General features: G+C 38.8%; 23 protein-coding genes and 2 pseudogenes. 19 read left to right on the forward strand and 6 right to left on the reverse strand.

Annotated features, from left to right (window positions below; genetic code table 11):
- Window positions 1-154 precede the first annotated feature (154 nt).
- The 5 genes from H5162_RS17740 (at window position 155) to H5162_RS17760 (ending at window position 2,979) form a co-directional block, all read left to right on the forward strand.
- Window positions 155-1,066 (forward strand): hypothetical protein, encoded by a 912-nt coding sequence (locus tag H5162_RS17740; protein WP_182779170.1) that lies wholly within the window; start codon window positions 155-157, stop codon window positions 1,064-1,066.
- Window positions 1,067-1,112: 46 nt separating this feature from the next.
- Window positions 1,113-1,439, forward strand: coding sequence for a hypothetical protein (locus H5162_RS17745; protein WP_182779172.1), 327 nt, complete (start codon window positions 1,113-1,115; stop codon window positions 1,437-1,439).
- A 153-nt stretch (window positions 1,440-1,592) separates the two neighbouring features.
- A complete protein-coding gene (locus H5162_RS17750) occupies window positions 1,593-1,826 on the forward strand; it encodes a hypothetical protein (RefSeq protein ID WP_182779174.1) in 234 nt (77 codons plus the stop codon).
- 114 nt (window positions 1,827-1,940) lie between these two features.
- Window positions 1,941-2,519 carry a cold shock domain-containing protein gene (locus tag H5162_RS17755; protein ID WP_182779176.1) on the forward strand — a complete coding sequence of 193 codons (579 nt, stop codon included), beginning with the start codon at window positions 1,941-1,943 and terminating at the stop codon, window positions 2,517-2,519.
- A 151-nt stretch (window positions 2,520-2,670) separates the two neighbouring features.
- The gene (locus tag H5162_RS17760; protein ID WP_182779178.1) at window positions 2,671-2,979 is read left to right on the forward strand and encodes a DUF6419 family natural product biosynthesis protein; all 309 of its coding nucleotides are present in this window, start codon (window positions 2,671-2,673) and stop codon (window positions 2,977-2,979) included.
- 258 nt (window positions 2,980-3,237) lie between these two features.
- Here the strand turns inward: H5162_RS17760 and H5162_RS17765 are convergent, their stop codons facing one another.
- The gene (locus tag H5162_RS17765; RefSeq protein ID WP_182779180.1) at window positions 3,238-4,431 is read right to left on the reverse strand and encodes an acetyl-CoA C-acyltransferase family protein; all 1,194 of its coding nucleotides are present in this window, start codon (window positions 4,429-4,431) and stop codon (window positions 3,238-3,240) included.
- A 322-nt stretch (window positions 4,432-4,753) separates the two neighbouring features.
- Between H5162_RS17765 and H5162_RS17770 the strand changes: the two are divergent.
- Window positions 4,754-4,966 (forward strand): annotated as a pseudogene (locus H5162_RS17770) (hypothetical protein); the annotation flags it as partial.
- Between the two features lie 338 nt (window positions 4,967-5,304).
- Window positions 5,305-5,676, forward strand: a complete 372-nt coding sequence (locus tag H5162_RS17775; RefSeq protein ID WP_182779182.1) for a hypothetical protein — start codon at window positions 5,305-5,307, stop codon at window positions 5,674-5,676.
- A 1,282-nt stretch (window positions 5,677-6,958) separates the two neighbouring features.
- On the opposite strand, the gene H5162_RS17780 is transcribed toward H5162_RS17775, so the two are convergent.
- Window positions 6,959-8,476, reverse strand: coding sequence for a Calx-beta domain-containing protein (locus tag H5162_RS17780; protein ID WP_145233333.1), 1,518 nt, complete (start codon window positions 8,474-8,476; stop codon window positions 6,959-6,961).
- Window positions 8,477-8,773: 297 nt separating this feature from the next.
- Entirely contained in the window at window positions 8,774-8,971 is a 198-nt protein-coding gene (locus tag H5162_RS17785) for a hypothetical protein (protein ID WP_145233335.1), read from the reverse strand.
- An 81-nt stretch (window positions 8,972-9,052) separates the two neighbouring features.
- Between H5162_RS17785 and H5162_RS17790 the strand changes: the two genes are divergently transcribed.
- Entirely contained in the window at window positions 9,053-9,550 is a 498-nt protein-coding gene (locus tag H5162_RS17790; RefSeq protein ID WP_182779184.1) for a GNAT family N-acetyltransferase, read from the forward strand.
- A 114-nt stretch (window positions 9,551-9,664) separates the two neighbouring features.
- A pseudogene (locus H5162_RS17795) lies at window positions 9,665-10,508 on the forward strand (alpha/beta hydrolase).
- 403 nt (window positions 10,509-10,911) lie between these two features.
- Here H5162_RS17795 and H5162_RS17800 read toward each other — a convergent pair.
- On the reverse strand, window positions 10,912-11,433 hold the full coding sequence (locus tag H5162_RS17800; protein WP_145233339.1) for a TetR/AcrR family transcriptional regulator: 522 nt from the start codon (window positions 11,431-11,433) through the stop codon (window positions 10,912-10,914).
- 110 nt (window positions 11,434-11,543) lie between these two features.
- On the opposite strand from H5162_RS17800, the gene H5162_RS17805 reads away from it, so the two are divergent.
- On the forward strand, window positions 11,544-11,783 hold the full coding sequence (locus tag H5162_RS17805; RefSeq protein ID WP_145233341.1) for a hypothetical protein: 240 nt from the start codon (window positions 11,544-11,546) through the stop codon (window positions 11,781-11,783).
- A 24-nt stretch (window positions 11,784-11,807) separates the two neighbouring features.
- Here H5162_RS17805 and H5162_RS17810 read toward each other — a convergent pair whose 3' ends face one another.
- Entirely contained in the window at window positions 11,808-13,016 is a 1,209-nt protein-coding gene (locus H5162_RS17810) for a porin (RefSeq protein WP_182732078.1), read from the reverse strand.
- Window positions 13,017-13,317: 301 nt separating this feature from the next.
- On the opposite strand from H5162_RS17810, the gene H5162_RS17815 reads away from it, so the two are divergent.
- The 7 genes from H5162_RS17815 to H5162_RS17845 all read left to right on the forward strand — a co-directional run bounded on the left by H5162_RS17815 (window position 13,318) and on the right by H5162_RS17845 (window position 21,675).
- A complete protein-coding gene (locus H5162_RS17815; RefSeq protein ID WP_145233417.1) occupies window positions 13,318-14,904 on the forward strand; it encodes an ABC-F family ATPase in 1,587 nt (528 codons plus the stop codon).
- 153 nt (window positions 14,905-15,057) lie between these two features.
- Window positions 15,058-15,540, forward strand: a complete 483-nt coding sequence (gene purE, locus H5162_RS17820) for a 5-(carboxyamino)imidazole ribonucleotide mutase (RefSeq protein ID WP_145233343.1) — start codon at window positions 15,058-15,060, stop codon at window positions 15,538-15,540.
- A gap of 1 nt (window position 15,541) precedes the next feature.
- Complete coding sequence (locus tag H5162_RS17825) at window positions 15,542-16,690, forward strand: 5-(carboxyamino)imidazole ribonucleotide synthase (protein ID WP_182779186.1); 1,149 nt, start codon at window positions 15,542-15,544, stop codon at window positions 16,688-16,690.
- A 47-nt stretch (window positions 16,691-16,737) separates the two neighbouring features.
- Window positions 16,738-16,962 carry a DUF2798 domain-containing protein gene (locus H5162_RS17830; RefSeq protein ID WP_145233348.1) on the forward strand — a complete coding sequence of 75 codons (225 nt, stop codon included), beginning with the start codon at window positions 16,738-16,740 and terminating at the stop codon, window positions 16,960-16,962.
- A 13-nt stretch (window positions 16,963-16,975) separates the two neighbouring features.
- On the forward strand, window positions 16,976-17,911 hold the full coding sequence (locus H5162_RS17835) for a YeiH family protein (RefSeq protein ID WP_182718854.1): 936 nt from the start codon (window positions 16,976-16,978) through the stop codon (window positions 17,909-17,911).
- A complete protein-coding gene (locus H5162_RS17840) occupies window positions 17,908-19,077 on the forward strand; it encodes an endonuclease/exonuclease/phosphatase family protein (protein ID WP_182779188.1) in 1,170 nt (389 codons plus the stop codon). Before H5162_RS17835 ends, H5162_RS17840 begins: the two co-directional genes overlap by 4 nt.
- A 105-nt stretch (window positions 19,078-19,182) precedes the next feature.
- On the forward strand, window positions 19,183-21,675 hold the full coding sequence (locus H5162_RS17845) for a prolyl oligopeptidase family serine peptidase (protein WP_182779190.1): 2,493 nt from the start codon (window positions 19,183-19,185) through the stop codon (window positions 21,673-21,675).
- A 27-nt stretch (window positions 21,676-21,702) separates the two neighbouring features.
- Here the strand turns inward: H5162_RS17845 and rrtA are convergent, their stop codons facing one another.
- Complete coding sequence (rrtA, locus tag H5162_RS17850) at window positions 21,703-22,290, reverse strand: rhombosortase (protein WP_149981163.1); 588 nt, start codon at window positions 22,288-22,290, stop codon at window positions 21,703-21,705.
- Between the two features lie 88 nt (window positions 22,291-22,378).
- Between rrtA and ggt the strand changes: the two genes are divergently transcribed.
- Together ggt and H5162_RS17860 are read left to right on the forward strand one after the other, a co-directional pair.
- Window positions 22,379-24,169, forward strand: a complete 1,791-nt coding sequence (gene ggt / locus H5162_RS17855; RefSeq protein ID WP_145233357.1) for a gamma-glutamyltransferase — start codon at window positions 22,379-22,381, stop codon at window positions 24,167-24,169.
- A 161-nt stretch (window positions 24,170-24,330) separates the two neighbouring features.
- Window positions 24,331-26,025 (forward strand): NAD-dependent malic enzyme, encoded by a 1,695-nt coding sequence (locus H5162_RS17860; RefSeq protein WP_182779193.1) that lies wholly within the window; start codon window positions 24,331-24,333, stop codon window positions 26,023-26,025.
- Window positions 26,026-26,035: the final 10 nt, after the last annotated feature.

The raw sequence follows: 26,035 nt of genomic DNA on the forward strand, positions 1-26,035 counted from the left end.
GCAAATCCTCTTTTTATATTTTACGTAAAATCGAAGTAACCGATTGAATCAAAATAGGAACTCGGCTATGGTTAATGCATCAATAAAAATAAATTAAAAACGAGTTATTCTACAGCCTCGTTATGCGTCAGCGTTACCCATAAGGATTCCAGCTATGACTTTAGACTTTTTTTCTGATCTAGTAGATGAGCTTCAAAGGCTACTTAAAGATGCCGACCTTGCCGTTCCAACATTTGAACAGTTACGCTTACAAGATAAGCGAAGTGAAGAAATAAAAAGTAAAATTAAAGATTACGACTTACATAATTTATTACTCCATTGCTTTACAGTGTACTCAAGAAGAATCCCTGTCATTAAATGGAATGTTCATACTTCAAGTGAGCTAGAGGGGCGGAGTGAAATAAATGAGATCATTAATAAACTCGAAAATGGTGTGGACGTCAATCGCTTATTAAGTAATAAAGTAAGGAAATTAAATCAAGTAAAAAATGCAGACTTGCTAAAATCTGAGTGGGGAATTTATCATTTACACTTCCGTGAAGAGCGAAGTGAAGAATTGTTATTTATCTATTTAAGTGAGGGCAATGCATACCTACTTGATATATTGAAACACGAGAAAGCAGATGGTTCCGTTGTAACGTGGACTAACACCGACTTAATTCAAACAATTCATGATAACTGGCCTCATGTGATTAAGCCTTTTATTTACAAGACTAACTCAACTGCACCAATTTTATCTACAGAGCAAAGAAGAGCTTTGCGTAAAAATGCTGGAAATACTAATGTAGTCCTACATGATGGAACAGAATATATGCCTATAGGTTTTGGGTTCTCATCGAGCAAGCATCCGACTTCGGCCGTTATTCAATCAGACCATTTACTATTTAAAGTTAGGAACCTTCAAGCTACTGTTAAAGAAAACTACCAGAGTATTAAACAAGCTTTGGTCGAACATACAACTGAACCTGTTATAAAACTGAAAATTGATGATAATTTTCAACCATTTGTAGTTGAGTCTAAAAAGCATATTTTACTAAAGTTAGAGCCTAGCGAAGAAAACGCATAACAAGCGCTTTAAGCGGGCGTTATATTTCACTCAAAGTATGGATGCTATGAATAAGTTTATGAGCACAAATAGGTATTTAAAACTTTCGTTTTTATATTTATTAGTTTCCTTTTTAATTTGGCTAGCCCTAGATGTTATTTATATCCTTGGCTGTCAAAATCCAGATAGTTGGACTTTGAAATTTGATGTAATACTTCCAATTATTGGCTTGGTTGGTTTTTTTATTATCACTTGGAAACATCAAAGTAAAAATGGATTCATGTGGCGCTTATTTAACTCTGTTGCAGCAACAACTATCTATGGTATTTTAATTTCCATTTTGGTAATTCTTGCTGGTATACAAATTCACATTGCTCTTGGTGGTAGACTGTGAAATATAACAAGCTAATAAATAAAAAACCAAATGGGGTCAAATCTTGACTTCAGACATCAAACTCATGTGGCAACCTTATAAGCTGCTTTTAAAATGCTGGTAGCTTATAAGCTAATTAATTTCTAAGTTAAATTTAAAATAAAAGGATTTTTTATGAAAGGTATTAAACGTATTTGGTTTTGGTTTACGCTAGTTGTGTGCCCATTTTTAATTATTTTAGGTGTAGCTACCTTTGCACAGTTGTTAGGGCAGTACATGTATTCTCAGCAATTTAGTTTCTCGTCACTATCTAGTTTTCAAATTGCGCTTATAGGTGGTGGGATTTGTGCGTTTTCTGTATTTTTAAGCACATTAAAAGAAGCAAAAATACGCTTTTTTGCAAAATGAGTTAGTTAATAGGGAAAAGTGAGGTTGTTGGTGGGCTCGCAAAGGTTTGCTTGGTTTTTCTGTCTCTGATAAAACGATTGTAAAATTAACAGTAATTAAATGGACGACTCAAGGATGAACAAAGGATTATTAAAATCGTGGAATGACGATAAAGGCTTTGGCTTTATTAAATCAAGCACACTGCAACACGATACCTTTATACACATATCGTCACTCAAACATATGAGCCGAAAACCTAAAGTGGGTGACATTATCTATTTTGAGGTTGCAACTGAGCCTAACGGTAAAACCAAAGCAGTAAATTGCCGTATTGAGGGCGTATTAGCACAACCACAAATAAAGGCTTCAACAAGGCCGATTAAAATAAGCAAAACGTCACGTAAAAACTCACCGTTAATGAAACTTATAACGCTTGGTATTATTTTTAGTATTGGTTTTAGTGTGTATAAAACTGGTTTTTTAAATACCAAGCAAACACCAGTCGTGACTAATGCTAACTTAGAGTCATTTATGCCCGCTAGTTCAAACTCAATTACTAAAACACCACCAACATTTCGTTGTGATGGCCGCCAACACTGTAGCCAAATGACTTCCTATGCAGAGGCATTATTTTTTATTCAACATTGCCCGAATACCAAAATGGACGGGGATAAAGATGGCGAGCCCTGTGAACGGCAGTTTGGGAATAGGTAGTTTTTCGATAAACCAAAAATTTGGTTGAAGCCTGTTAGGTGGAATACGATTTTTGATAATACAGCTATAAATAGCTGGTGGAATAAAGGCACGATAAGGTGCTTTAAGTTAAGCTATATTGAATTAACTGTTAAACACCATGGAGGATGTTATGTTTAAAATAATAATTGGTTGTGCTGTTATATTTTCGTTTGTTTGTATGTTACTCGCCGCCGCACCTTTTACGCCTGCGATATCAGGATCATTTATTATGCTGTTGTTTGCAGGAGCTATTGGTTACAAGGGCTACCTGCAATCAAGTTTGATATTGTTGTTAATTAATACGCTGGCGGTTATTGGTAGCCCAGCTACTGACATAGACAACACCGATGCATTACTGTTTTTACCGATATTATTTTCAATATCATTTGGCGGTGTTTTATTAGGCTTAAGAAAGTTAACTTTAAAACACGTTTTGTAGACGAATGGCTTGCTGAGGTTTGAAGTAAAGCGTTTGTTATTAACCTATAAGGTGTAGCAGCGCTTTGCTCCCTTTGTGAAAAAAGCCTTTAAAGAGCTATTTGCACAAAGAAAAATGAAAGAGGAGCAAACGAGAAGAAAAATAGCCTTTCACATTGTTTGTTTTCTCTAACAGCAAAGCGTCTGTTATTTCTCCTTATGAATAAAGCTCTTATGTTTAAACCTAATATGGTATCAAATAGTTGTTTCAAACTTAGAATCAAAGCGCTTCAAAAATGGCTGCAATGCCTTGCCCACCGCCAATACACATTGTTACTAGCCCATATTTGCCATTAATTCGTTTAAGTTCATACAAGCATTTAGTTGATAAAATTGCGCCTGTTGCGCCAACAGGGTGGCCTAAGGCAATAGCACCGCCATTCGGGTTTACCTTATGCGCTGGGAAATTTAACTCGTTGGCAACGCACAGAGCTTGTACTGCAAAGGCTTCGTTAGACTCAATTACATCCATATCATCAATGGTTAAGCCTGTTTTTTCAAATACCTGCTGTACTGCAGGAATTGGGCCGATGCCCATTAACGAGGGATCAACGCCCGCTCTGGCATAACCTATTAATCGACCGAGAGGTTTTAAGCCTTGCTCATTCGCTTTTTGCTCAGACATGAGTACCAACATGGCTGCGCCATCGTTTATACCGGATGAGCTTGCTGCGGTAACGGTTCCATCTTTTTTAAAGTAGGGCTTTAATGTAACGAGCTTCTCGGTTGTGGTATCGGCTCGCACGTGTTCGTCAGTATCAAAAATATGGCTGCCACTTTTTGATTTGATTTCAATAGGGAGTATTTGCTGTTTAAAATGGCCTGCAGTAATCGCTTTTGCTGCTTTGTGATGACTTTGAGCTGCGTAAGCGTCTTGCTGCTCGCGGCTAATAGTGTATTTATCTGCAATGTTTTCAGCGGTTATTCCCATTGGGTTATTATCCCATGGGTCTTGTAATGTGGAGGTGAGTTCATCTTGCATGATGCTATTACCCATTTTTTGTCCCCAGCGATTACTTTCGAGGGTATAAGCTGAGCTACTCATGCTTTCAGCTCCGCCAGCAAGGGCTGCATCTACATCACCTAATTGAATTTGTTGTGCGGCTTGTATAATGGCTTCAAGGCCAGAGCCACATAATCGGTTGAGAGTTACTGCGTGACTACTAATAGGTAACCCCGCATCTAGCCCAATGACTCTTGAAAGGTATGCGTCTTTAGGGCCGTTATGAATTACTTTACCAACTACAGTTGAGCCAACTTGGTTGGGTGATAGCTTGGCTCTGGCTAGTGCTTCTTTCGCACATAGAGTGCCTAGCTCGGCGGGCGTGAAATGTTTAAGGCTACCACCAAAGCTGCCGATAGCGGTACGAACTGCGCTTAATATAACTACGCTATTGTTATTAAGTTTTGTCATTATTTTCTCTTCTTATTTTTAAACTTTATTCGCTTTGTTATAAATGAAGCTACTTAAGAACCAAAGGGATCTAAATTTTAGGTAATTCATCAAAACACAATTAAGCAATAAACAAAAGTAACAGCCGTATCCTGTTTGTTAATAAAGCCTATCAATTTATTTGAACATATAGATAAGTAATATGGCTTTTTCTAGATTTTGAAATAATTTATTTAGTTGGGCTCTCATTTTAACGATAACCCAATGTTTAATTTATAAATAATAAATAAGTAAGACACTCACCTTAATTTTTGCATTTTACAAAGCTAAATATTAAGTTTTAATTAGTGTGAAAAATAATCATGGTGCCGCTACAAAGTATTATCACTGTATTTCACGTTGTGTTCGCCGAGCATTTTTATGTGGTGAAGACTGCTTTACAGGAAAGTTTTATGAACATCGCAGAGGGGGGAAAGGCAAGTTACTTGCTTTAGTCGCAAAGACATTTTGTATTTATGTATGTGCTTACGCCGTAATGAATAACCAGCAAAATGTAGCAACGTTAACAACAGCGAAAAACTACTGGCCAGTACTTATACCCAGCTAAAACGTCAAATATTGCCCCAAGGCAAGGGTTTGCATGTCAGTAATTTTGGATTTGTAGAATAAAAGCTTCCCAAGATAATTGTAAATGTAATTTTGAATGAGTTTTAGGCGGTAAATTGATTTGATCTGAACTTATTTGATGCTATTTTTAGGTGTTTTTAAAATGGGGGTGTCATTTTTACTTGTTACACCGCTTCGCGGCATCAAAATTGTCGTAAAACTCAGCGTTAGTTCTCAAGGATGAAAATTTTGAAAATAATTATAGTTTGCATTTTACTCGTATTGTTCGTGTTCTATTGGATTCGTCCACTGGCTAACCCTGACATTACAGAATATTATCCTCCAATCATATATTCTGATGAGACCTATTTTTCAATTACGATCCCTGTGGAAATTGATTTAAAGGATGGTAAGCGATCATTCACAGAGTTGTTTAATGCCTACGGTTTTAGCGGCAATGGCCCATCTATAGAGCAAGTTGTGAGAGCAAATACACATTTTGCATCTGTTCAATTTGATAGCGAAGGTGATGCATTTGTTATGTATACGTCAAATGAAGAGCAGTATTTGTCGGTTTTAAATGAACTACGCTGTATGGAAGAAATTGCCTGTTTAAAAAAGTGGGTTAAAACCGCGCGATGGGTGTTGATTAAAGAGTGAGAGCAAATCGGATAGCCGGAGGTCTCTAACATCAAGCCCCAGACCGCTCATCATGCGCTTTTTATTAACAGCAAGTGCAATGGGCGGCTCATCTCCCCTCATGAATATTGATCCAAATATCTCTCAATGACACTAAACCTTGTGACGCTAAATAGTCATTGCCTAGCGCAATGTTAATGCCTTTTGTTTTTGAGTTTTGACAAGAGCTTTCGCTTCCAAGCGCCTACTTTTGGTACTGGTGATACCACACTATATGGATATGGCGAGTCGATCACTAACCTTCAACTTGATTAAACTGCGTATCTAATTAGTGCGTACTATTTTTATAAAAACACCACTGTCGCCTGTAACACATTATTACTAAACGGGGGATCTTGTGTTCTAAACCCACGGTTAGTCGATAAGCGTTGGAAGACTGCAAGTAAGTTACATCGACAGAATGAAGCTCAAAAAGACAGCTCAATAGGGCTATGACAGCTTTTTATTTAAGAAATGGTAAAAGGTTAGGCTGTATTGAGCCTGTTTGCTTGTAAGTAAACTGTGCAATATTACAGTTTAAAATGCATGAATAAATTGACCTTACACGGAAAAACGAAAGTAATGCTTTCATTGCATTATGCGGCAACTTTATTGTCTTGCTCATAATATAGAAAAGCTACTTGCTTAAAACGTCAACCAAACAAAAAGCTGCGCATTGCAATAATGCACTTTTTAGTGTGTTTGTTATTTAGGTTTTTTATCATGAGTTGTTTATTTGCATGATAAATTGAGAGCATGTTAGGGGACACAGTAAAATTACCAGATAAAAATCATGTTTAGTCTGAGATTATTAAAAGTGGGTGTCTATTTTATTGTTATGGTGGGTATTGCTAGTGGTTAATACTAGTCGTGTTAAGTTACTGACCATTTATAGCGACAGATAAATACAGTGATAACAAGGCAGGAATTTTGACATGTAGTTGTTCTCGGCAATTGCTCCTGCATTGCTCTACCTCCTGCATCCATGCAGTCGTACATAAAAAATCACTAACGCAGTCAGCACTTTATTTAGCCCGCTAGAATGGTTAAATATTTAAGTCGATTGGTATAAGGTATGGCTGAGTTATTCTCTTCACCCCCACCACTTTATGGTCGAATTAACGCGTTACGTTAATTTTCAATTTACCCCACAAAAAAAGCCAGCGATGCTGGCTTTTTTTGTGGGGTAAATTTGATAATGATAAACAGGAAAGTTATGAATTACCTGAACCTTGGGTAAGGGATTTATTATCCTAAGTTCAGATTAATTACAGCCTTTTTGAATTGGTTGTGTTGTGACATTTACGACGAAGTCATTGTAGTCTCTGTCGTTTTGATCTTCCCAATATTGCTTAGTACCACTGGCTTTATAGGCTGTTTTAAGATTGTTTGCATTACCGTTCACGGAAAGTACGTAAACGATTGAATCACTGGCTTTAACGTCGTAATAACCTGATGCTCCATGCTCATCTAACAATTTAATATATTGGTTATTAACCTTAATACCCCAATCATTATTATAACCAGAATTTTCAGAGATAAAAGAGTAACTGATCCGTGTGTAATTCTCGGCAATACACTGAGCATCATCATTTAAGATAGACGCTGGTAGAGAACTTGAACCAGTTACATTAAGCTGAGCAACGGCATTGACGGTAAAGGTTTTAGTTTCACTATAGTCATCGTTATCAATTGTTGGGATTGTAAATGAAGCAGTTGTTTCACCTGCCGCAATAGTAATGACTTGATCAGAGAAACTGTAGTCGCTACTTGTTGCTGTTCCTGCTGAAGTCGATACATAAATATCACTATCTTGTTCATAACTATTGCTTAGCTCTAGTTTATAAGATAATGCGCTACCTTCGTCTACTGAATCAACAATCGGTACAATAGTAAAGCTTGGAATATCTGACACGGTGCAAACTGGTGCATCGTAGCATGCAACTGATTCGTTAAAATTAGTTGCTAAATCATTTAAACGTACTGGAAAATCTGCAACATGGCAGGTATTACCAGTGTTTTTATTTACTTTGTACAACTCAGATTTATTAGAATGGCCTAGATCAGTTAAAATAGTTCGGCTTAATACAATATCACCTTGCTGGTTAAGTGCAGCGCCTGTGACAGTCGTTAAGTTGTGATCAGATAATTTTGTTGCCGTAAGTTCCTGCACATTCACAGTATATAAACTTGTACTGGTGACTAAGATTAATTCACCATTTTTAAATACCATGTCACCACGCCAGATACCTTGGTCATTTTCAAGGCCTGTAATATTTCCAAGTAAAGTTGTTTCGCTAGTTTCAGGATCAATCGCGTATAGCTTATCTTTATATGATCCAAGTAAGCGATTATTCTGTTGGTCATACACTAAACGATACATGTTACTTGTTCTGCCAACTTCAACATGTTCGTTTGTATCTAAATCAACATAGGCCAATTTGATGTACTTAAACTTACTGCCACTAATAGGTAGAGATTTGAGCTCTGTTGAATTAAAACCTAAGTGCTCAACATCTACTTGATATTCAATAGGGCGAGGTGCTGAGATGTAATACAAGCGATTTGTTTCCGGAATATGAGCAAGCGCTGAAGAGCTGTATTTAGCTCTAGAATGTGCTTGAGTTTGTTGTGTATATTCGTCTAGTTTAAATATAATACCGGTGTCACCGCGTCCAGCATTAATACCATAAAGTTGACCGTTACATTGGTTTGCATGCGCAACTTGCAAAGATGAAAGGATAGCAACAGACAGGGTTGTAATTTTTAGTGTTGTTTTCATTTAGAGTAGGCCTTTTAACGAGGATCCATTGTTACAGCTATAGTTAGTCTGAGGTAATTACAATTTGGTTTATAGCTGCCTATCCTTGTTCCCAAAATTGTATTGCTTAATTCCTATAAGCCGAGCGCATCCGTTATTAACCTCAAAGTATTGTACAATTATCCTAATGGTTGATTACAAAAGCAACATATCTTAACGAACGGTTGGCATTTATACACGAAATGCTGGCTAAATTGAGGTGTTTTATAATACTAAAGGCTTTATTTTGTATCTTTAACGGGGAATTTTAATTTGTGGCTATTTTTGTTCACGAGCAAGCTGGTTAGGTAATAACTGTTCAATGATTTCACGTGCAGGTAACGTATAACGCACACCATCAAACATAACCGATGTAAATTCATTAATGCTAGTAATACCTGTAAGGGTCCAACCTTCACCGCGCTTTGGGCAATAAACTGTGGTTGTAGGTTGTATTACTTTAAATTCGTCATTCATAATTAGCTCAGTTATTAACTTGTATGGTAGGTATATTAAGGGAATAATAGCGGGCTTTAAAGCCGTAATTTAATTTTATTTATGAACAATGAGTTTGCACTAAGTCGAATCACATTAAAGCCAATTAAGCATAGGGACTGTAGCGCGTTGTGGGCTATTTTGTCTGAGCCGTTAGTTGCTCAGTTTAATGACTATGCAGTGCCACTTACGCGTGATGACGTAAAACAACTGATCCAAGATGATATTACTGGCATGTATGAAGGAAATACGCTGCGCTTTGGAATGTACTTATTAAATACGTCGACCTTGATTGGCTGCATTGGTTTATATGATATTGAAGAAGATACTGCTTGGTTAGGTTTTGAGTTGTCTCCAAATTATTGGGGGAATGGGTATATGTCTGAAGCATTAGCATTCTTGCTAACAAATATAAAAGCCGTTGTTAAGCTGTTAGGCAATGAGTTGAACATTACTAATTTAAAGGCTAAAGTGGCGGTAGAAAACACCCAAAGCCAGCAATTACTTCGCCGTTTTAAATTCACTCATGTAGCGAGTGAACAATGGGTGTATCAACTGTAATTCATACTTTGTTACATAACGGTAGTTTAATTAAAAATACAGAAAGGGTATTGTTTTTAAAACAATCTTTACCTGAAAGCTATGCTGCTATAAAAAAAACTAAATCGCACTGCAATCATAATTCTATTGATTATAGCCGCCTTCATTGCATGCACTATTGTCATTTATAAATACAACGCGCATTACACGTCAAATTTTAAAGACATCACAATTTATTCGCAGGTATTGGATGAAAATAGGAAAGTGTTTATGCGTTTACCTAGCAATTTTGAGCCAAATAAACGCTACTCCTTGATCATTAGAACCGACGGTAACTTTAATTTTACGCAGTGGGATTCAGTGATGGCTGAGCTACCAGCGCAGCAGGATACAATTTTGGTATCGATCCCCAATCAATTTTGGACCTTTACTAGAAATCGTGATTTAGTCCCACCGTATGCACGCCAAGATGTGAATACCCAAGCAAGACCACCAAGTGAAAATTCACCGGAACTGTTCGGTAAAGCAGATCAATTTTTGGCTTTTATTGAAGGTGAGTTATTACCGTATTTAGAATCACATTATAAGCTAGATAATAATCGTGTTTTGTCGGGTTATTCAGCAGGAGGGAGTTTTGTTTTATACACTATGAGCACAAAACCTTGGTTGTTTAACGGTTATTTTGCATTTAGTCCGGCTGCTTGGTACGACGACATGACAGTTGTAAAAGAGTTTGCTCGATTCTTATCGCAACGAAGCCTCAATACAGACGATAACATACCGCTGTCGCTCTATATAACAGTAGGAAGCGCCGAGCATCCTTTAATGTTAAGTGCCTTTGCTGGTCTTAATAATAGCCTTAACATATGCTAATGATATTATTTGGAATAGCAGAATTAATGAAGGTTTAGAGCACTTGGAAAACCCGGTGGTTAGTGTTAAGCAGGTACTCGATTTCTATAATTCATCAATAAACTAATATGCTTAACTAAAGAATAAGACAGTAAGAAATCTGCGTAATAAACAACAAAAGAACACATCATACTATATTTGTTAATTAAGATAACTCTGCATAAAAGTTATTTTTAACTAAAAGCTATCAAGAAGAATTATGAGCTTGATAAATCAAAGTTAGTAATTCGATTAAACGTATCACAAGAGTTATGCTTATTTGGCTATGGAGGGATCTTCATTGATACAACGATTTACTAATAGGGCAGTTACAGAGTTCTTAAAGTAATCAGGTTCAGGTCAAATAAAAATGCACTTAACCACATAGAAAAGCGCTATTACTTTAAGTTAAGCTTTTAACTTAAGCAGAGGGTAAGTTAAAAGCTTAAATTTAATGCCCAAAGTGAAACACACCATGAAATAAGTTGTCGCTAAAGAATAGATATTTTGCTGGTGAGTTGGCGTAGCATTTTTTCAGGTTCTGGCGCAGGTTCATTTAACCCTGAAATAATGGTCATAAAATAACAATCTAACATCACATTTGCTTTTATATCGTCAAACTCTTGCTGTTCATCGAACAGCCGTTTTTTAAACTCACTCATTTGCTGTTCAAAAAAATCGGCTTGCCAAATCATATCGCTTATCAATATTTTACTAAATTCAATGTTATTACAATAAAATTCAAATAACGGTAGGGCATAGTGACGTAACTTAAGCCTTGGTGCATGTTGGCGATCAGTTAAACTAGCCTGATGAATGATCGTATCTATTTGTTGCTGCATTCCTGCTTTTAGTAAGTCGATTTTATTTTCGAAATGACTAAACACTGTACCAACGGCCACATTAGCCGCTTTTGCGATTTCTCGTGTAGATGTATGAGCATAACCTTGCTCTAAGAATAACAGCCAAGCCGAGGTAAGAATTTTATTATAGGTTTGCGTTTTTTTATTCATTGTATATCAATTGATTATATTTAACTTGTGATAGTAAAGATGAAGTTACTTGAAAAAGTGACTGTGCTCAATTATATTTATGAGCGCGCTCATTTAAGCAAGGAACTTATATGAACTTTATCAAACAAGTTATTGGTTACGGACTATTTATCCCATTTATTATTTTTTATTCTTACATGCTAGGACCATTACTTAAAGCAATTTTATTACCGGGGGGAATTTTAATGTTATGGATAATTTTAGGACCTAAGGAAGGTTATTTGGCTTTGACAAAAGCGTTTGCAACTAAAGGTAAAGCAAAAAAGTGTGATCGCAGCGGGTGGTTGATATTAGCAAAACAGGCTGATTAAATAATCAGCCTGTAAGTGTTCTAGTTATAATGTGTAATGAAAACCAAATGCAATGCCATCATCTTCTGATAGACCCATTTGATATTCTTGCTCTTTATCGGCACTTGAAAAATCACTAAAGTCTTTACGTGCTTCAATATAAAAAATCGTATCTTCGTCGAATAGATAGTGAAAGCCAAGTACTGTAAATTGACGTTTAAAGTTGTCATTAGGATCGGCGTTAAAATTTGGCTGGATCACGTAATCTGTTCCAGCATCATAGAGGTTATATGCAATGAAGGTACGAATGTCATTATCAAACTTATAAGATAATAATGACTCTACCCCAATCGCGTCTTTGATCAGACGGCCTAAGTTATCGGTATCATGATTTTCATTTTTGTTGATATTTGCGGCAAAATAAAGGCCATCATTGTTGAAATTACCCCAAGTAACACCTGCGCCATAAATAAAATCATTAACAGACTGAATACGTCCTGCTGCGTAATTTACGGTTAGTTCACCTCGGTTAAACCCGGCAGTAAGTTTTAAGTCGTCGCTTACAGAATAGGTAACGGCTGCCCCATAGGTTGAATTAAATTCTACTTGTTGAGCAAGATCACTGCCACTTTCCCACAATGTCTGGCAAGCAGCTTCTGAAATGGCTTCAATATCGCAGGTATAAAAATCATTATTTTTAAATTGCACTTGAGTTGCAATACTAAAATCACCAAACGTATTACGATACTGCAATAACTTATCACCGCGCCCGGTGCCATTAATTGCACCATCGTCTTTGTTGTAGGTGTAAACACCGGCTGCATTACCATCCCAAACTAGGCTATAGTTAGTACTATAAACTACGTCGTACCAAGCCCCCCATTGTTTACCTATTGTCACTTGGCCATATTTTTCATGCGCTATACCTATATAACCAAGTCGGTTATATAAAAATTCATCTTGAATAGATTCAAAGCGGTTGTTATAGATGATATCGCTACTGCCAACAGGGTTTACACCCCATTCTAATAAGGCTAAAGCTGACCACTGATCTTTTAGTTTGCGGCTAAAATCAAAGCTAATCCGTGATGCACCATTAACTATTTCAGTTTGCCCTTGTGTGTGGATTATTCTGGCGTCAATAAAACCACCGATGGTTAAATTGTTTTTTCCGTCATCATAAACTTCAACAGCGTTTACGCTCGGTGCCATCAAAGCGCTTGCGATAATGACCCCAATTAATTTTCTATTCATTTGATATTGCCTTGTGTGCTATCTATCATTGTCCTTTGGTCGCGCAGACTAACAAAGCTAAATTAATGGCTAAAGTGAAAAAATATCATTAAAAAATGATAGAGGAAATTTGAATTGTTAATTTCTGTACCTTTTTTGTCCGGCGACAAAATGCGAGCACAATAAATTGATCCAAATTAGCTTATTTTAATGCGTTGCAGCTATAGCTCACAAAGCTAATAATTCATGGAAAAATAGGCCTATTTGGTTTACACTCCAGCCAATTTTATTTCTTTGATTTTCCCCGTTGGAGGGTAGCGCTATCATCAGTACAGCTAACATCACCATGCAATTTGGTGCTAAACCGTTATTTGAGAATATTTCAGCTAAATTTGGCGAAGGTAACCGTTATGGTTTAATTGGCGCAAATGGCTGTGGTAAATCAACATTTATGAAAATCTTAAGTGGGGAATTGGAACCGTCAGCTGGTAATGTAAGTACTGATCCAAATGAACGTGTTGCTAAACTAAACCAAGACCAGTTCGCTTACGAAGAATATTCAGTTATTGATACTGTAATAATGGGCCACAAAGAGCTGTGGGCGATTAAACAAGAGCGTGATCGTATCTATAGCTTGCCTGAAATGAGTGAAGAGGATGGCATGAAGGTTGCCGATCTTGAAACTGAGTTTGCTGAAATGGATGGCTATTCTGCAGAATCTAAAGCCGGCGAGCTACTAATGGGCGTAGGTATTGCAACTGATCAGCATTACGGTCCGATGTCAGAGATTGCTCCTGGTTTTAAACTGCGAGTGCTTCTTGCGCAAGTGTTATTTTCAGATCCAGATATCATGCTACTCGATGAGCCAACTAATAACTTGGATATTTATACTATCAAGTGGCTTGAAGATGTACTGAATCAACGTGATTGCACAATGATCATCATTTCCCATGACCGTCATTTCTTAAACTCTGTATGTACGCATATGGCTGATATTGACTATGGTGAATTGCGTATTTACCCAGGTAACTATGACGAATATATGTTTGCAGCAACGCAAGCTCGTGAACGCTTATTAAGTGAAAATGCCAAGAAGAAAAATCAAATTGCCGAGCTACAACAGTTTGTTTCGCGCTTTTCAGCTAATGCATCTAAAGCAAAGCAAGCAACATCTCGTGCCAAGCGAATTGACAAGATTCAATTAGATGAAGTTAAAGCATCGTCACGTCAAACACCGTTCATTCGTTTTGAGCAAGAAAAACAGTTATTCCGTAATGCCCTTGAATTAACAAACTTAGGCCAAGGTTTTGACGATATGCTGTTCACTGGCCTTGAAGGCTTAGTTGAAGTAGGCGAGCGTATCGCTATCATCGGTGAAAATGGGGTTGGTAAAACAACACTGTTAAATACTTTAGCAGGTCGTTTGGCACCGAAGCAAGGCGAGTTTAAATGGTCTGAAAACCACAATATCGGTTATTATGCGCAAGATCATGCTGATGAATTTGCCACCGATATGAACTTATTCCAGTGGATGGAGCAATGGCAGCAAGAAGGCGATGATGAACAAGTTGTTCGCAGTTTCTTAGGCCGTATGTTGTTCTCACAAAATGATATTAAAAAGTCTGTAAAAGTAATATCTGGTGGTGAGCAAGGCCGCATGTTATTTGGTAAGATTATGATGCATAAACCAAATATCCTATTAATGGATGAGCCAACGAACCACATGGATATGGAGTCAATAGAAGCATTAAACCTTGCGCTAGAAGCATATGAAGGTACGTTGATGTTTGTATCTCACGACCGTCAATTTGTATCCTCAGTTGCAACCCGTATTTGGGAAATCAAAGACGGCAAAATAATTGATTTCAGAGGTACTTACTCTGAATATTTAGCCAGTAAAGAAGGCTAAAGCTCAATTTACATACTGATCAAAAAGCCATGCTAGTCATGGCTTTTTTGTTACTCGATATTCGCAATTTAACAATTAATACGTGTATAATGACCGCCTTTAATGCGGACATAAGTCCGCTATAGGTATTAAAACCATTACTGAGGAGTATTTATGACTGTTGGCATTATTATGGGTTCCAAGTCAGATTGGCCAACTATGGAACATGCGGCGATCATGCTAGATAAATTTGGCATCGCTTACGAAACTAAAGTTGTATCGGCTCATCGTACTCCTCAACTACTCGCTGATTACGCAAGTTCAGCAGCAGAACGTGGTATTAAAGTAATTATTGCCGGTGCCGGTGGTGCAGCGCATTTACCAGGTATGGCCGCTGCTTTCACATCGTTACCAGTATTAGGTGTGCCGGTTAAGTCTAAAACGTTAAATGGCATTGATTCATTGCTGTCGATTTGCCAAATGCCAAAAGGTGTTGCAGTAGGTACATTAGCAATTGGTGAAGCTGGTGCTGCAAATGCAGGATTATTAGCTGCACAGATTTTAGGTTGTCAGCAACCGGAGATATTTGCCAAAGTTGAAGCGTTCCGTAAAGAACAAACCGAAACTATTTTAGCTAACCCAAATCCAGCAGAGTAATATGACTATTTTAATTTTAGGAGCCGGCCAATTAGCACGTATGATGTGTTTAGCTGGTGCGCCATTGAATTTAAATGTGGTTGCGTATGATGTTGGTAGTAAAAAAATTGTTCACCCATTAACTGGGCAAATCTATACTACAACGTTAGAGCAAGCAATTGTAGACGCTCATGCGATCACCGCTGAGTTTGAGCATATTCCTGATGATGTGCTAACGCTATGCTGTGCAAGCAAGAAGTTTTATCCGGGTAAAGCCGCGATTAAAACGGGTGGCGATCGCGCCCTAGAAAAAGCATTACTAAGTAAAACCGCAGTTAAGTGCGCACCATATCAGTTGATCACTGAAAAAGCCCATTTAGAACAAGCCGTTGCTAGCTTGGGTAAGCCATTAGTTATCAAAACCTGTCAAGCCGGTTACGATGGGAAAGGCCAGTGGCGTTTAAAATCAGATGATCAAATTGAGCAGATATGGTCACAAATGGCTGATTTTATTGCCTCCGGTACTGAATCCTCGCCACACACTATTATTGCCGAACAAATGATCCCATTTGATCGTGAAGTATCAATCATTGGTGTTCGCGATAAAAGTGGTAATACCGCTATTTACCCACTTACTGAAAACCAGCATACCAATGGTGTTTTAACCTTATCTATCGCCGGTAAAGAAAAATCTGTGATTCAACAACAAGCTGAAGATGCATTTAATAAATTGGCTAATGAGCTTGATTACGTTGGTGTATTGGCGATTGAGTTTTTCGATGTGGCAGGGCAGTTATTGGTCAATGAAATTGCTCCTCGGGTTCATAATTCTGGTCATTGGACCCAACAAGGCGCGCATTGCAGTCAATTTGAAAATCATATGCGTGCAGTCTCTGGGCTGCCATTAGGTAGCACACAATTGCAGCGTGTTACGGCAATGGTGAATGTGCTCGGACAAGCCGCGATTCCTCAGCAAGTACTAAGCATTGCTGAGGTTACGAGTCATTGGTATGGTAAAACAGCAAAGCCTGGTCGTAAAATGGGCCATATTAATGTATCTGCTGCGAACCTTCATGAGTTAGGTGAACGCTTAGCACAATTGTCGGAGTATCTTCCGGAGGAAGATTATCCCGGCGTATTAGCGGCCAGCACCGCGTTGATTTTAAATTAACTAAAAAAGCCGAGTTTATCTCGGCTTTTTACTTGAGGAATGGTTTTATGATTAGCGCTAAATACAGAACCGTGGTATTCGCTTTTTTCATGGCATTATTTATGTCTGGTTTTATGTCATTGGTAATTTCAATTTTTAATGTTGGTTTAATTGATAACATAGTTTCTATTTGGCTAGCGGCGTGGGCTTTTGCATTTTGTGTCGCATTTCCTACCGTAATTCTTGTAGCGCCAGTTGTGCATAAGCTCACTACAAAGATTGTGCGCTCGTAACGAAGGGATTATTTTGTCTGTGTCTGATCGGATTAAAAAGCCTCTATACTTGCTTTTTTTTGGCCTGTGTATCACCCCTTGGATTGGTGGTGGTAGTGCCCTAATTTGTGGCGCGATGTTTGCTATTTTGCTCGGTAATCCATTTGCAGAGCTATCCCAAAAGGCGAGTAAATGGATGCTCAAAGCCGCGGTGGTTGGCTTAGGTTTTGCTGTTGATTTTAATCAGGTGATTGAAGTTGGTCGCAGTTCGCTGGTACTGACCATAGTCAGTATTACAGCGATCATTGGTCTTGGTGAAATTTTAACGCAAGTCTTTAAATTAAATCGTAACACAGGTGTATTAATATCATTCGGTACGGCCATTTGTGGAGGCAGTGCGATTGCAGCGATGGCGCCTGTAATTAAAGCTAAAGATCACGAAGTAGCGGTTGCACTTGGTGTAGTGTTTTTATTAAACGGTGTCGGTTTGCTACTATTTCCAACCATTGGTCATTACTTTAGTTTAAGCCAACACCAATTTGGTTTATGGGCAGCGTTAGCTATTCATGATACAAGCAGTGTAGTAGGGGCCTCAGCAGCTTATGGAGCTGTGGCACTAAGTATTGCTACAACAGTTAAGCTCACACGTGCGATGTGGATCATTCCCTACACTACGATTGCAGGTGTCTTTTGGCGCTCAGAAGAAAAGGCCAGCATTCCTTTATTTATTGTTGGTTTTTTAGCTGCTGCATTGATCAATACGTATTTGCCTCAATTTACGGATCTCTGGCAGCTGATCAACACCGTAGCAAAACAACTATTGGTAATGACTTTATTCTTAATTGGCAGTGGCTTATCACTGGCTGTATTAAAACAAGCAGGACTAAAGCCCTTTATAATGGCAATTATTTTATGGATAGTCGTAAGTAGTGTCATTTTGTTATTAATTTTAGATGGATATATCGTATGAAGAAGCAGTTTTCTATCGCCACATTAGCGTGCCTATTAATCAGTGGTTTTTCTAACTCAGCATTGGCCGCATCATCTTTACGTGTAGCCACGTTTAATGTGAGCATGGATGCAACAAATTATGCTGAAAATGATAAGGACGTTGATCCTAATGGCCTGGTAAATGCGTTACAAACAAATCATCCACAAATCAAAAATATTGCCGAGATCATTCAACGTATTCGCCCTGACATTTTATTATTAAATGAATTTGATTATGTCAGCAAAGCGCAAGGCATTGATTATTTTAAAACGCACTACCTTGCTAAAAGCCAAAATAAACAGCCCGCTATAGATTATCCGTACAGCTATGTTGGCCCAGTAAACACAGGTTTGAAAACGCCATTTGATCTAGATAATGACGGCCAAGCAACTGGTATTAAAGGGGATGCATTTGGTTTTGGCTTTTTTGAAGGCCATTATGGTATGGCCGTCTTATCTCGCTACCCAATTGATTTTGATAAAATTCGTACCTTACAAACCTTTAAATACAAAGATATGCCAAATGCTAAAATGCCAATTGATCCAACTACAGGTGAAAATTGGTATAACAACGAAGAATGGCAAGCTTTGAGGCTCAGCTCAAAATCGTTTTGGGATATTCCGGTTACTGTAAAAGGTAAAACGCTGCACGTTATTGCATCGCACCCAACGCCTCCTGTATTTGATGGTGCTGAAGATAGAAACGGCTTACGTAATCATGATGAAGTACGTTTGATTAAAGATTATATCGCCAGCGCAGATTACCTCTATGACGATCATGGTGTCAAAGGCGGGTTAGCTGAAAAATCACGGTTTATTATAGTCGGAGATTTAAATGCGGCTCCTGAAGGAGATAAAAAACGCCCAGATACAACGGATCAACTTTTAAAAAACTCATTAATAAATAGTCAATTTACACCAACTAGTAAGGGCGCTAAAACCACTTACAGTGAAAAATATGCTGCGGCTTACACAGCTTACTGGCAAGCTCGTGCAGATTATGTTTTGCCTTCAACTTATGGCATTGAAGTCCATGACGGTGGGGTATTTTGGCCAACTAAAAGTAGCGAGTTATACCGGTTAATTAAAGATCGTAATGCATCGTCAGATCATCGCATGGTGTGGTTAGATATTTCTATAAAGTAACTTGGTTATTAAACAGCAAAGTTTGGCTGTTTGTCTGAAATAATTGCTATTACATAGGCGCTTCTGCTTAAATTAGGGGAATTACAATAACCTTACAGAAGCCCTATGATTTTTAAATCTTCTACTCAAAAAACCTTAATTGCACTTGCCGTAACATCCAGCGTTATGTTGTCAGGTTGTCAATCAACCGCATCTACCCCTAAAGAGCAACCACAATCAACTGTTGCCAGCGTTGTTGTAACACCTGCAGATACAGGTAGCAGCGCAATCACACTTGAGCAAGCAATGGCTCATCCTGATTGGTTAGGCCGCCAAGCAGAGCGTGCGTTTTGGGCTGCTGATTCAAAAACAGTTGTCTATGCGCAAAAACAACAAGGTAATGAGCTTCGAGACTTATTTACACAAGCTGTTGATAGCCAAGCGGCAAGCCAAGTAGCGTTAAATAAGTTGCATACATTAGGGGCTGGTGATGCTGTTTATTCAGTGGATCGTACACAGCAAGCCTATGTATTTGAAGGTAATATATTTGTAAAGAACATCAATACAGGTGCAATTACACAAATTACTCACGACAGTGCTAAACAATCTAAACCACAATTTTTAACTGATGGTAATTTAGCTTATCGTCAAGGAAACACTTTTTATAAAGTAGATTTGGCAACAGGACTGCAAGCTGAGCTTGTAAATCTTCATTTGAGCGATGCACCAAAAGGAGTTACAGAGCCTGAAACTTACATCGCTAAAGAACAGCATAAACTGATTGATTACATTGCGCTGACTCATAAAAATAAAAAAGATAAACAAGCGCGCAAAGAGCAACTCAACCAGCAAAATAGTTCAATTGCCGATGCTCAGTTTTACTTAGGTAAAGGCAATGAGTTAGCCGATGTGCAGTTATCACCAAATGGTAAAGCATTAATTGCTGTTGTCACTGAGGCCAAACCTTGGCGAGATGAAGCCGACATCATGCCAAACTATATTGCTGATGATGCACGGGTAAAAGCTGAAAAAGTACGTCGTCGTGTTGCTGATGAAAAACCACAAACCTCGCAAGTTATCTACATAGATTTAACTGAGCAAACGCAAACAGCACTCGCATTTGATACCTTACCTGGTTTTGATGAAGATGTATTAGCGGCAGTTAAAAAAGAAAACTATGCCCGTGACGGCAAAACATATGAATCTAAAAAAGAACTTCGTGCTATCAACCTAATGATGGATTGGGGATGGGATCAAAGTGCTATCGTCTGGAACAAAGCCGGCACGCAAGTCGCGATTATGCTTGAAGCATGGGATAACAAAGACCGTTGGTTAGCTACTGTCGATGCTGAAAATTCCAAACTTGTTTCACAACACCGTTTACACGATGATGCATGGGTTAACTATGCTTATAACGATTTTGGCTGGTTAAATAATTCAGATACCTTGTATTATTTATCTGAAGAAACTGGCTATAGCCACCTATATAAAAAATCACTCAATGGTAAAGCAACACAACTTACCAAAGGTCAGTTTGTCGTATCGAACCTCACACTAACAGATGACGACAGTGCAATTTATTACAAAGCCAATGTTGAGCATCCTGGTCTATATGAAATCTACCGCGTTGATCCACAAACGGCAAAATCAGAGCAAGTAACCAACTTAGACGGTATGACCGACTATAAATTAAGCCCTGATCAAAGCAAATTATTGTTAACACATTCCAAAATCATGGCTCCACCAGAGTTATATGTTGCTGATGCAAAAGCGAATACAACTGCAACGCAGCTAACTCATACAGTATCGAGTGAATTTTTAGCAAAACAATTAATTGCGCCTAAAATTGTTGCGGTACCGTCAAGTCATACTGAACAACCGGTATACGCTAAAGTATATTACCCAGCAGACTATGTAGAAGGTGAGAGCGGCAAAAACCGCAAAGCGATCATTTTTAACCATGGTGCAGGTTATCTACAAAACTCACACATGGGTTGGTCAGGTTACTTCCGCGAATTTATGTTTCATTCATTACTAGCCTCTGAAGGTTATGTAGTGATGGACATGGATTATCGCGCATCAAAAGGTTATGGACGTGATTGGCGTACGGCGATTTACCGTCAAATGGGTACCCCAGAAATTGAAGATTTAGCCGATGGTGTTAAATGGATGGCTGAAAATGCCAATGTTGATACCGGTGCTGTGGGTACATATGGCGGCTCTTATGGTGGCTTTATGACCTTTATGGCGTTATTTACTCAGCCTGATTTATTTCAAGCCGGGGCTGCGCTTCGTCCAGTTACCGATTGGGCACACTATAATGGTCCATACACATCAAACATTTTAAATCACCCAGATGTTGATCCAATTGCGTATGAAAAAAGTTCGCCTATATATTATGCGCAGGGACTTAAAAACCGCTTATTGATCAACGCCCCTATGGTTGATAATAATGTGTTTTTCCAAGACTCAGTACGCTTAGTACAGCGTTTAATTGAGCTTGAAAAAGAAAACTTTGAAACGGCTATATTTCCAGTCGAACCACATGGTTTTGTACAGCCTTCTAGTTGGTTAGATGAATACCGTCGTATTCATAAACTATTTAAAGAAAGTTTATAAGCACTAAATTTTTAGACAACGCCAAGCTTATGCTTGGCGTTTTTTTATATAATTTATCAGCAATGGCGTTGCGAGTACTATTCCGCCAATTGCACCTATTAAGTGAGCATCAACAGCAACCCGAGAGGCAATTAATTTACTCACTTCAGCACTGGGGCCATGAAATTGTTCATAAGCAATTTTAAGCCAAATACCGATAAACAATAAACCGCCGCTTTTCATGCCAACTTCAATATCTTTGATTGCCCCCCACACAATTACACCATGCAGTAGTGCACTCAATCCGGTGTAAATGTGAATGTCAGGACAAAAAAAGTAAACCCCAATACCGCACCAAGCAGCCAAAAATAAGGTGTGCAATGCATATTGCGTCGGTTTTGTATGCTCAGCATGTAACGCCCATATCAGTACGATACCGGCACAATTTAATGCTAAGTGCGCCCAGTTAGCATGCACATATTGGCTCGTGATCAAACGCCATACTTGGCCTTGGTCAATGAGCTGGCGATTAAACTCTAAAACATCATTTAAATTAAACGCTGCAAATAGGGCGCTTAATGCCATTAAACACAGCGGGGGTAAAATATATCGGGGTTGAAGTGGTAAATTGACCATTTTATTCTTATTTTTACAGCAAAATTTTGCATATTGTGCCCGTTTAACTTTAAGATGCCAAACATCTCAATGCAATTAAGGTCTTTTTATGTTTTTACCTTTTAAAACCAGCGTCGTCTTTAGTTTAACTCTTCTCACTTTACCTGTTTTAGCCACTCAAACACCACGAGAAGTACGCGAGCCAGAAGCCGCTACAGGCCATCAACTTAAGCAACATGTAACTGGTCAGCAGTATATGGTTGCTGCGGCAAACCCCTATGCTGCTAAAGCAGGACAAACCATACTCGCTAAGGGCGGCAGTGCAGTCGATGCTGCCATTGCAACGCAATTAGTCTTGACCTTGGTCGAGCCGCAATCATCAGGAATTGGTGGTGGGACTTTTATGCTGCATTTTGACAAAGGTCATAATAAGCTAACCAGCTTTGATGGCCGCGAAACAGCTCCAAGTAATGCTGACGAAACATTGTTTTTAGATGAAAAAGGTAACGCGGCACCTTGGATTGAAGCAGTGGTTGGCGGCCGTTCAGTGGGTGTACCTGGTTTATTGCATGCCTTTGCTAAAGCGCATCAACAATATGGCAAACTTGCATGGGCGGAACTGTTTAAACCGGCCATAGAACTTGCTGAACAAGGATTTGTAGTATCACCGCGTTTACATGCTTTGTTAGCCAAACAAATAAACCCTGGGGTGACAACACTTCCAGTGATCCGTGATTATTTTTTTCCAGATGGTAAACCGCTTGCTGTTGGCACTGTTAAAACGAACCAACCACTTGCTGAAGTTTACAAAAAAATCGCCAGTAAAGGCATTGATGCTTTTTATAAAGGCGATAACGCTAAGCAAATGGTTGCTGCGGTCACTCATTCTATTGTGGCACCAGGTACTTTAGCATTAACCGATTTAGCTAATTATCAAAGTAAACAACGTGACGCAGTTTGCACCCCGTACCACAGTTATAAAGTATGTTCCATGGCACCACCGAGCAGTGGCGGAGTCGCGGTGTTACAAATTCTCGCTTTGCTTGAAGATAAGAACATGGGTCAATTTAAAGCTAATTCTGCACAAGCCCTGCATTATTTTAGCCAAGCATCGCGACTCGCTTTTGCGGATCGTAATGTGTATATGGGCGACCCCGATTTTGCAGATATTCCTACTAATGAGCTACTCGATAAACGCTATATCGAGCAACGGACAAAATTAATAAGTGAGCGAGACGAAAAAGCCTATGCAGGGCAACCTCGTCCATTACTGAGTTACGCACAAGATGATGCGTATGAATTGCCATCTACTACTCATGTATCTATTGTTGACAGTGAAGGGAACGCGGTATCAATGACCAGCTCAATAGAAATGGCGTTTGGTTCAACGGTTATGGTGAACGGTTATATATTAAACAACCAATTAACCGACTTTGCCTTGTCGCCGCGCAAAAACGGCAAATTATTAGCCAACCGCGTTGAAGCAGGTAAACGCCCGCGCAGCTCAATGTCACCGGTGATGGTGTTTAATAACGATGGCAGTTTACGCTTAGTGGTCGGCTCACCTGGCGGTAGCCGAATTATCGACTATGTCGCGCAAGTAGTTATTGGCGTATTAGATTGGCAACTAACTGCTCAACAAGCCATTGACTTACCAAGAATTACTAATCGTAATAATTATACAAGTGTTGAAAAAGGCACCGCTATAGAGGCGATTATTCCTGATTTACAAAAACGTGGTCATACAGTAAAAGTCGTCGATTTAAACTCTGGCTTGCATGCGGTTGAAGTCGTCAATGGCACTTTATTTGGTGCCGCAGATCCTCGCCGCGAAGGGATCGCTTTAAGTGAGCAAAGTATTGTTCTTAAAGAGCACGAAATGCCAGTGAATAAGCCTTAATTGACATCGTGATTTAATGTACAATCTACTTTTACGTGTGTGTTAAGCGCACACGTCTTATTTTCTCCTAATGGTCTGACAAGATTGAATATCATTGCTTTTTAATATTCAACAGTAATAATGACAGATCGTAACTTAAAGACTTCGTTAAGCTTGGACTTATGACTACAAATACTGACCCAAATTATCTTTATATTCATCACTCAGGCCCAGGTCTGATCGAAACGCCACTCTTAAATAAAGGCAGTGCATTTACTCAAAAAGAGCGTGAAAGTTTCAACCTTGCGGGATTACTGCCTCCTCGCTATGAAACGATTGAAGAGCAGGTTGAACGTTGTTATCAACAATATTCAAGTTTTAAAGACAACCTAAATAAACACATTTATTTACGCGCCATCCAAGATAACAACGAAACACTTTACTATCGTTTAGTGCGTGACCATCTTGAAGAAATGTTGCCTATTATTTACACCCCAACCGTGGGTGATGCCTGTGAAAAATTCTCAGATATTTATCGCAGCGCGCGCGGTTTATTTATCTCTTATGAAGACCGTTATCAAATCGATGATATTTTACGTAATGCGACCAAAGGCAAAGTAAAGGTTATCGTTGTTACTGATGGTGAACGTATTCTTGGTTTAGGCGACCAAGGTATTGGTGGCATGGGCATTCCAATTGGTAAGCTATCACTTTATACCGCCTGTGGTGGCATAAGCCCAGCCTATACGCTACCGGTTATGCTTGATGTAGGAACGAATAACGAAAAGTTATTAAACGATCCTATGTATATGGGCGCTCGCCATAAACGTATTGCACAAGATGAATACGATGAATTTTTAGATCTATTTATTAAAGCCGTTAAGCGTCGTTGGCCAAATGTGTTATTACAATTTGAAGACTTTGCACAACCTAATGCAATGCCTTTATTAAAACGCTACCGTGATGAAATTTGTAGTTTTAATGATGATATTCAAGGCACAGCGGCGGTTACAGTTGGTTCGTTACTTGCTGCATGTCGTGTGAAGAATGCACAATTATCAGAACAAAAGGTAGTGTTCGTAGGTGCAGGCTCCGCAGGCTGTGGTATTGCCGAGCAAATCATTACACAAATGGTGTCGGAAGGTATTTCTGACGAGCAAGCCCGCAGCCAAGTTTTCATGGTTGATCGTTTTGGTTTGTTAACACAAGGCATGGAAGGGCTGCGCGACTTCCAGCAAGCACTTGCCCAACCTACAGATAAATTAGCTAATTGGACATACAGCGGTGAATACGCATCATTGCTAGATGTGATGCACTGCACAGCTCCTGATATTCTCATTGGTGTATCAGGGCAACCTGGTTTATTTACTGAGCAAGTTATTCGCGCCATGCATAATGGATGCGAACAGCCCGTTATTTTCCCGTTAAGTAATCCATCTAAGCAAGTTGAAGCACTGCCGGAAGATGTGATCAATTGGACACAAGGCAAAGCGATTGTTGCAACTGGCAGCCCATTTGCACCGGTTGTTTATGACGGTGAAACATTTGTAATCCCACAATGTAATAACAGCTATATTTTCCCTGGTATTGGTTTAGGTGTCATTGCGGCGAAGGCCACCCGTATTACTGATGCAATGCTCATGGTGTCGAGTGAAATATTAGCAGAATCATCACCTCGAGCTAATACCGGTAAAGGGAGTTTATTACCTGCACTAACAGAAATTGAAACACTGAGTAAACGCATTGCTTTTGGTGTGGCTAAAAAAGCCATCGAAGAGGGGGCTGCACTTGAGATCAGCGATGATATGTTATGGGCGGCAATTGACAGAAATTACTGGTTACCAAAATACCGTAATTACAAACGTTGTAGTATCTAAGTGATCACTG

The organism is Pseudoalteromonas sp. SR41-8, from assembly GCF_014163915.1.
GTDB lineage: Bacteria > Pseudomonadota > Gammaproteobacteria > Enterobacterales > Alteromonadaceae > Pseudoalteromonas > Pseudoalteromonas rhizosphaerae.

Coding starts and splice junctions, on each gene's coding strand:
- H5162_RS17740 (WP_182779170.1), top strand. CDS start 155: ATGACTTTAGACTTTTTTTCTGATCTAGTAGATGAGCTTCAAAGGCTA.
- H5162_RS17745 (WP_182779172.1), top strand. CDS start 1,113: ATGAATAAGTTTATGAGCACAAATAGGTATTTAAAACTTTCGTTTTTA.
- H5162_RS17750 (WP_182779174.1), top strand. CDS start 1,593: ATGAAAGGTATTAAACGTATTTGGTTTTGGTTTACGCTAGTTGTGTGC.
- H5162_RS17755 (WP_182779176.1), top strand. CDS start 1,941: ATGAACAAAGGATTATTAAAATCGTGGAATGACGATAAAGGCTTTGGC.
- H5162_RS17760 (WP_182779178.1), top strand. CDS start 2,671: ATGTTTAAAATAATAATTGGTTGTGCTGTTATATTTTCGTTTGTTTGT.
- H5162_RS17765 (WP_182779180.1), bottom strand. CDS start 4,431: ATGACAAAACTTAATAACAATAGCGTAGTTATATTAAGCGCAGTTCGT.
- H5162_RS17780 (WP_145233333.1), bottom strand. CDS start 8,476: ATGAAAACAACACTAAAAATTACAACCCTGTCTGTTGCTATCCTTTCA.
- H5162_RS17785 (WP_145233335.1), bottom strand. CDS start 8,971: ATGAATGACGAATTTAAAGTAATACAACCTACAACCACAGTTTATTGC.
- H5162_RS17790 (WP_182779184.1), top strand. CDS start 9,053: ATGAACAATGAGTTTGCACTAAGTCGAATCACATTAAAGCCAATTAAG.
- H5162_RS17800 (WP_145233339.1), bottom strand. CDS start 11,433: ATGAATAAAAAAACGCAAACCTATAATAAAATTCTTACCTCGGCTTGG.
- H5162_RS17805 (WP_145233341.1), top strand. CDS start 11,544: ATGAACTTTATCAAACAAGTTATTGGTTACGGACTATTTATCCCATTT.
- H5162_RS17810 (WP_182732078.1), bottom strand. CDS start 13,016: ATGAATAGAAAATTAATTGGGGTCATTATCGCAAGCGCTTTGATGGCA.
- purE (WP_145233343.1), top strand. CDS start 15,058: ATGACTGTTGGCATTATTATGGGTTCCAAGTCAGATTGGCCAACTATG.
- H5162_RS17825 (WP_182779186.1), top strand. CDS start 15,542: ATGACTATTTTAATTTTAGGAGCCGGCCAATTAGCACGTATGATGTGT.
- H5162_RS17830 (WP_145233348.1), top strand. CDS start 16,738: ATGATTAGCGCTAAATACAGAACCGTGGTATTCGCTTTTTTCATGGCA.
- H5162_RS17840 (WP_182779188.1), top strand. CDS start 17,908: ATGAAGAAGCAGTTTTCTATCGCCACATTAGCGTGCCTATTAATCAGT.
- H5162_RS17845 (WP_182779190.1), top strand. CDS start 19,183: ATGATTTTTAAATCTTCTACTCAAAAAACCTTAATTGCACTTGCCGTA.
- rrtA (WP_149981163.1), bottom strand. CDS start 22,290: ATGGTCAATTTACCACTTCAACCCCGATATATTTTACCCCCGCTGTGT.
- ggt (WP_145233357.1), top strand. CDS start 22,379: ATGTTTTTACCTTTTAAAACCAGCGTCGTCTTTAGTTTAACTCTTCTC.
- H5162_RS17860 (WP_182779193.1), top strand. CDS start 24,331: ATGACTACAAATACTGACCCAAATTATCTTTATATTCATCACTCAGGC.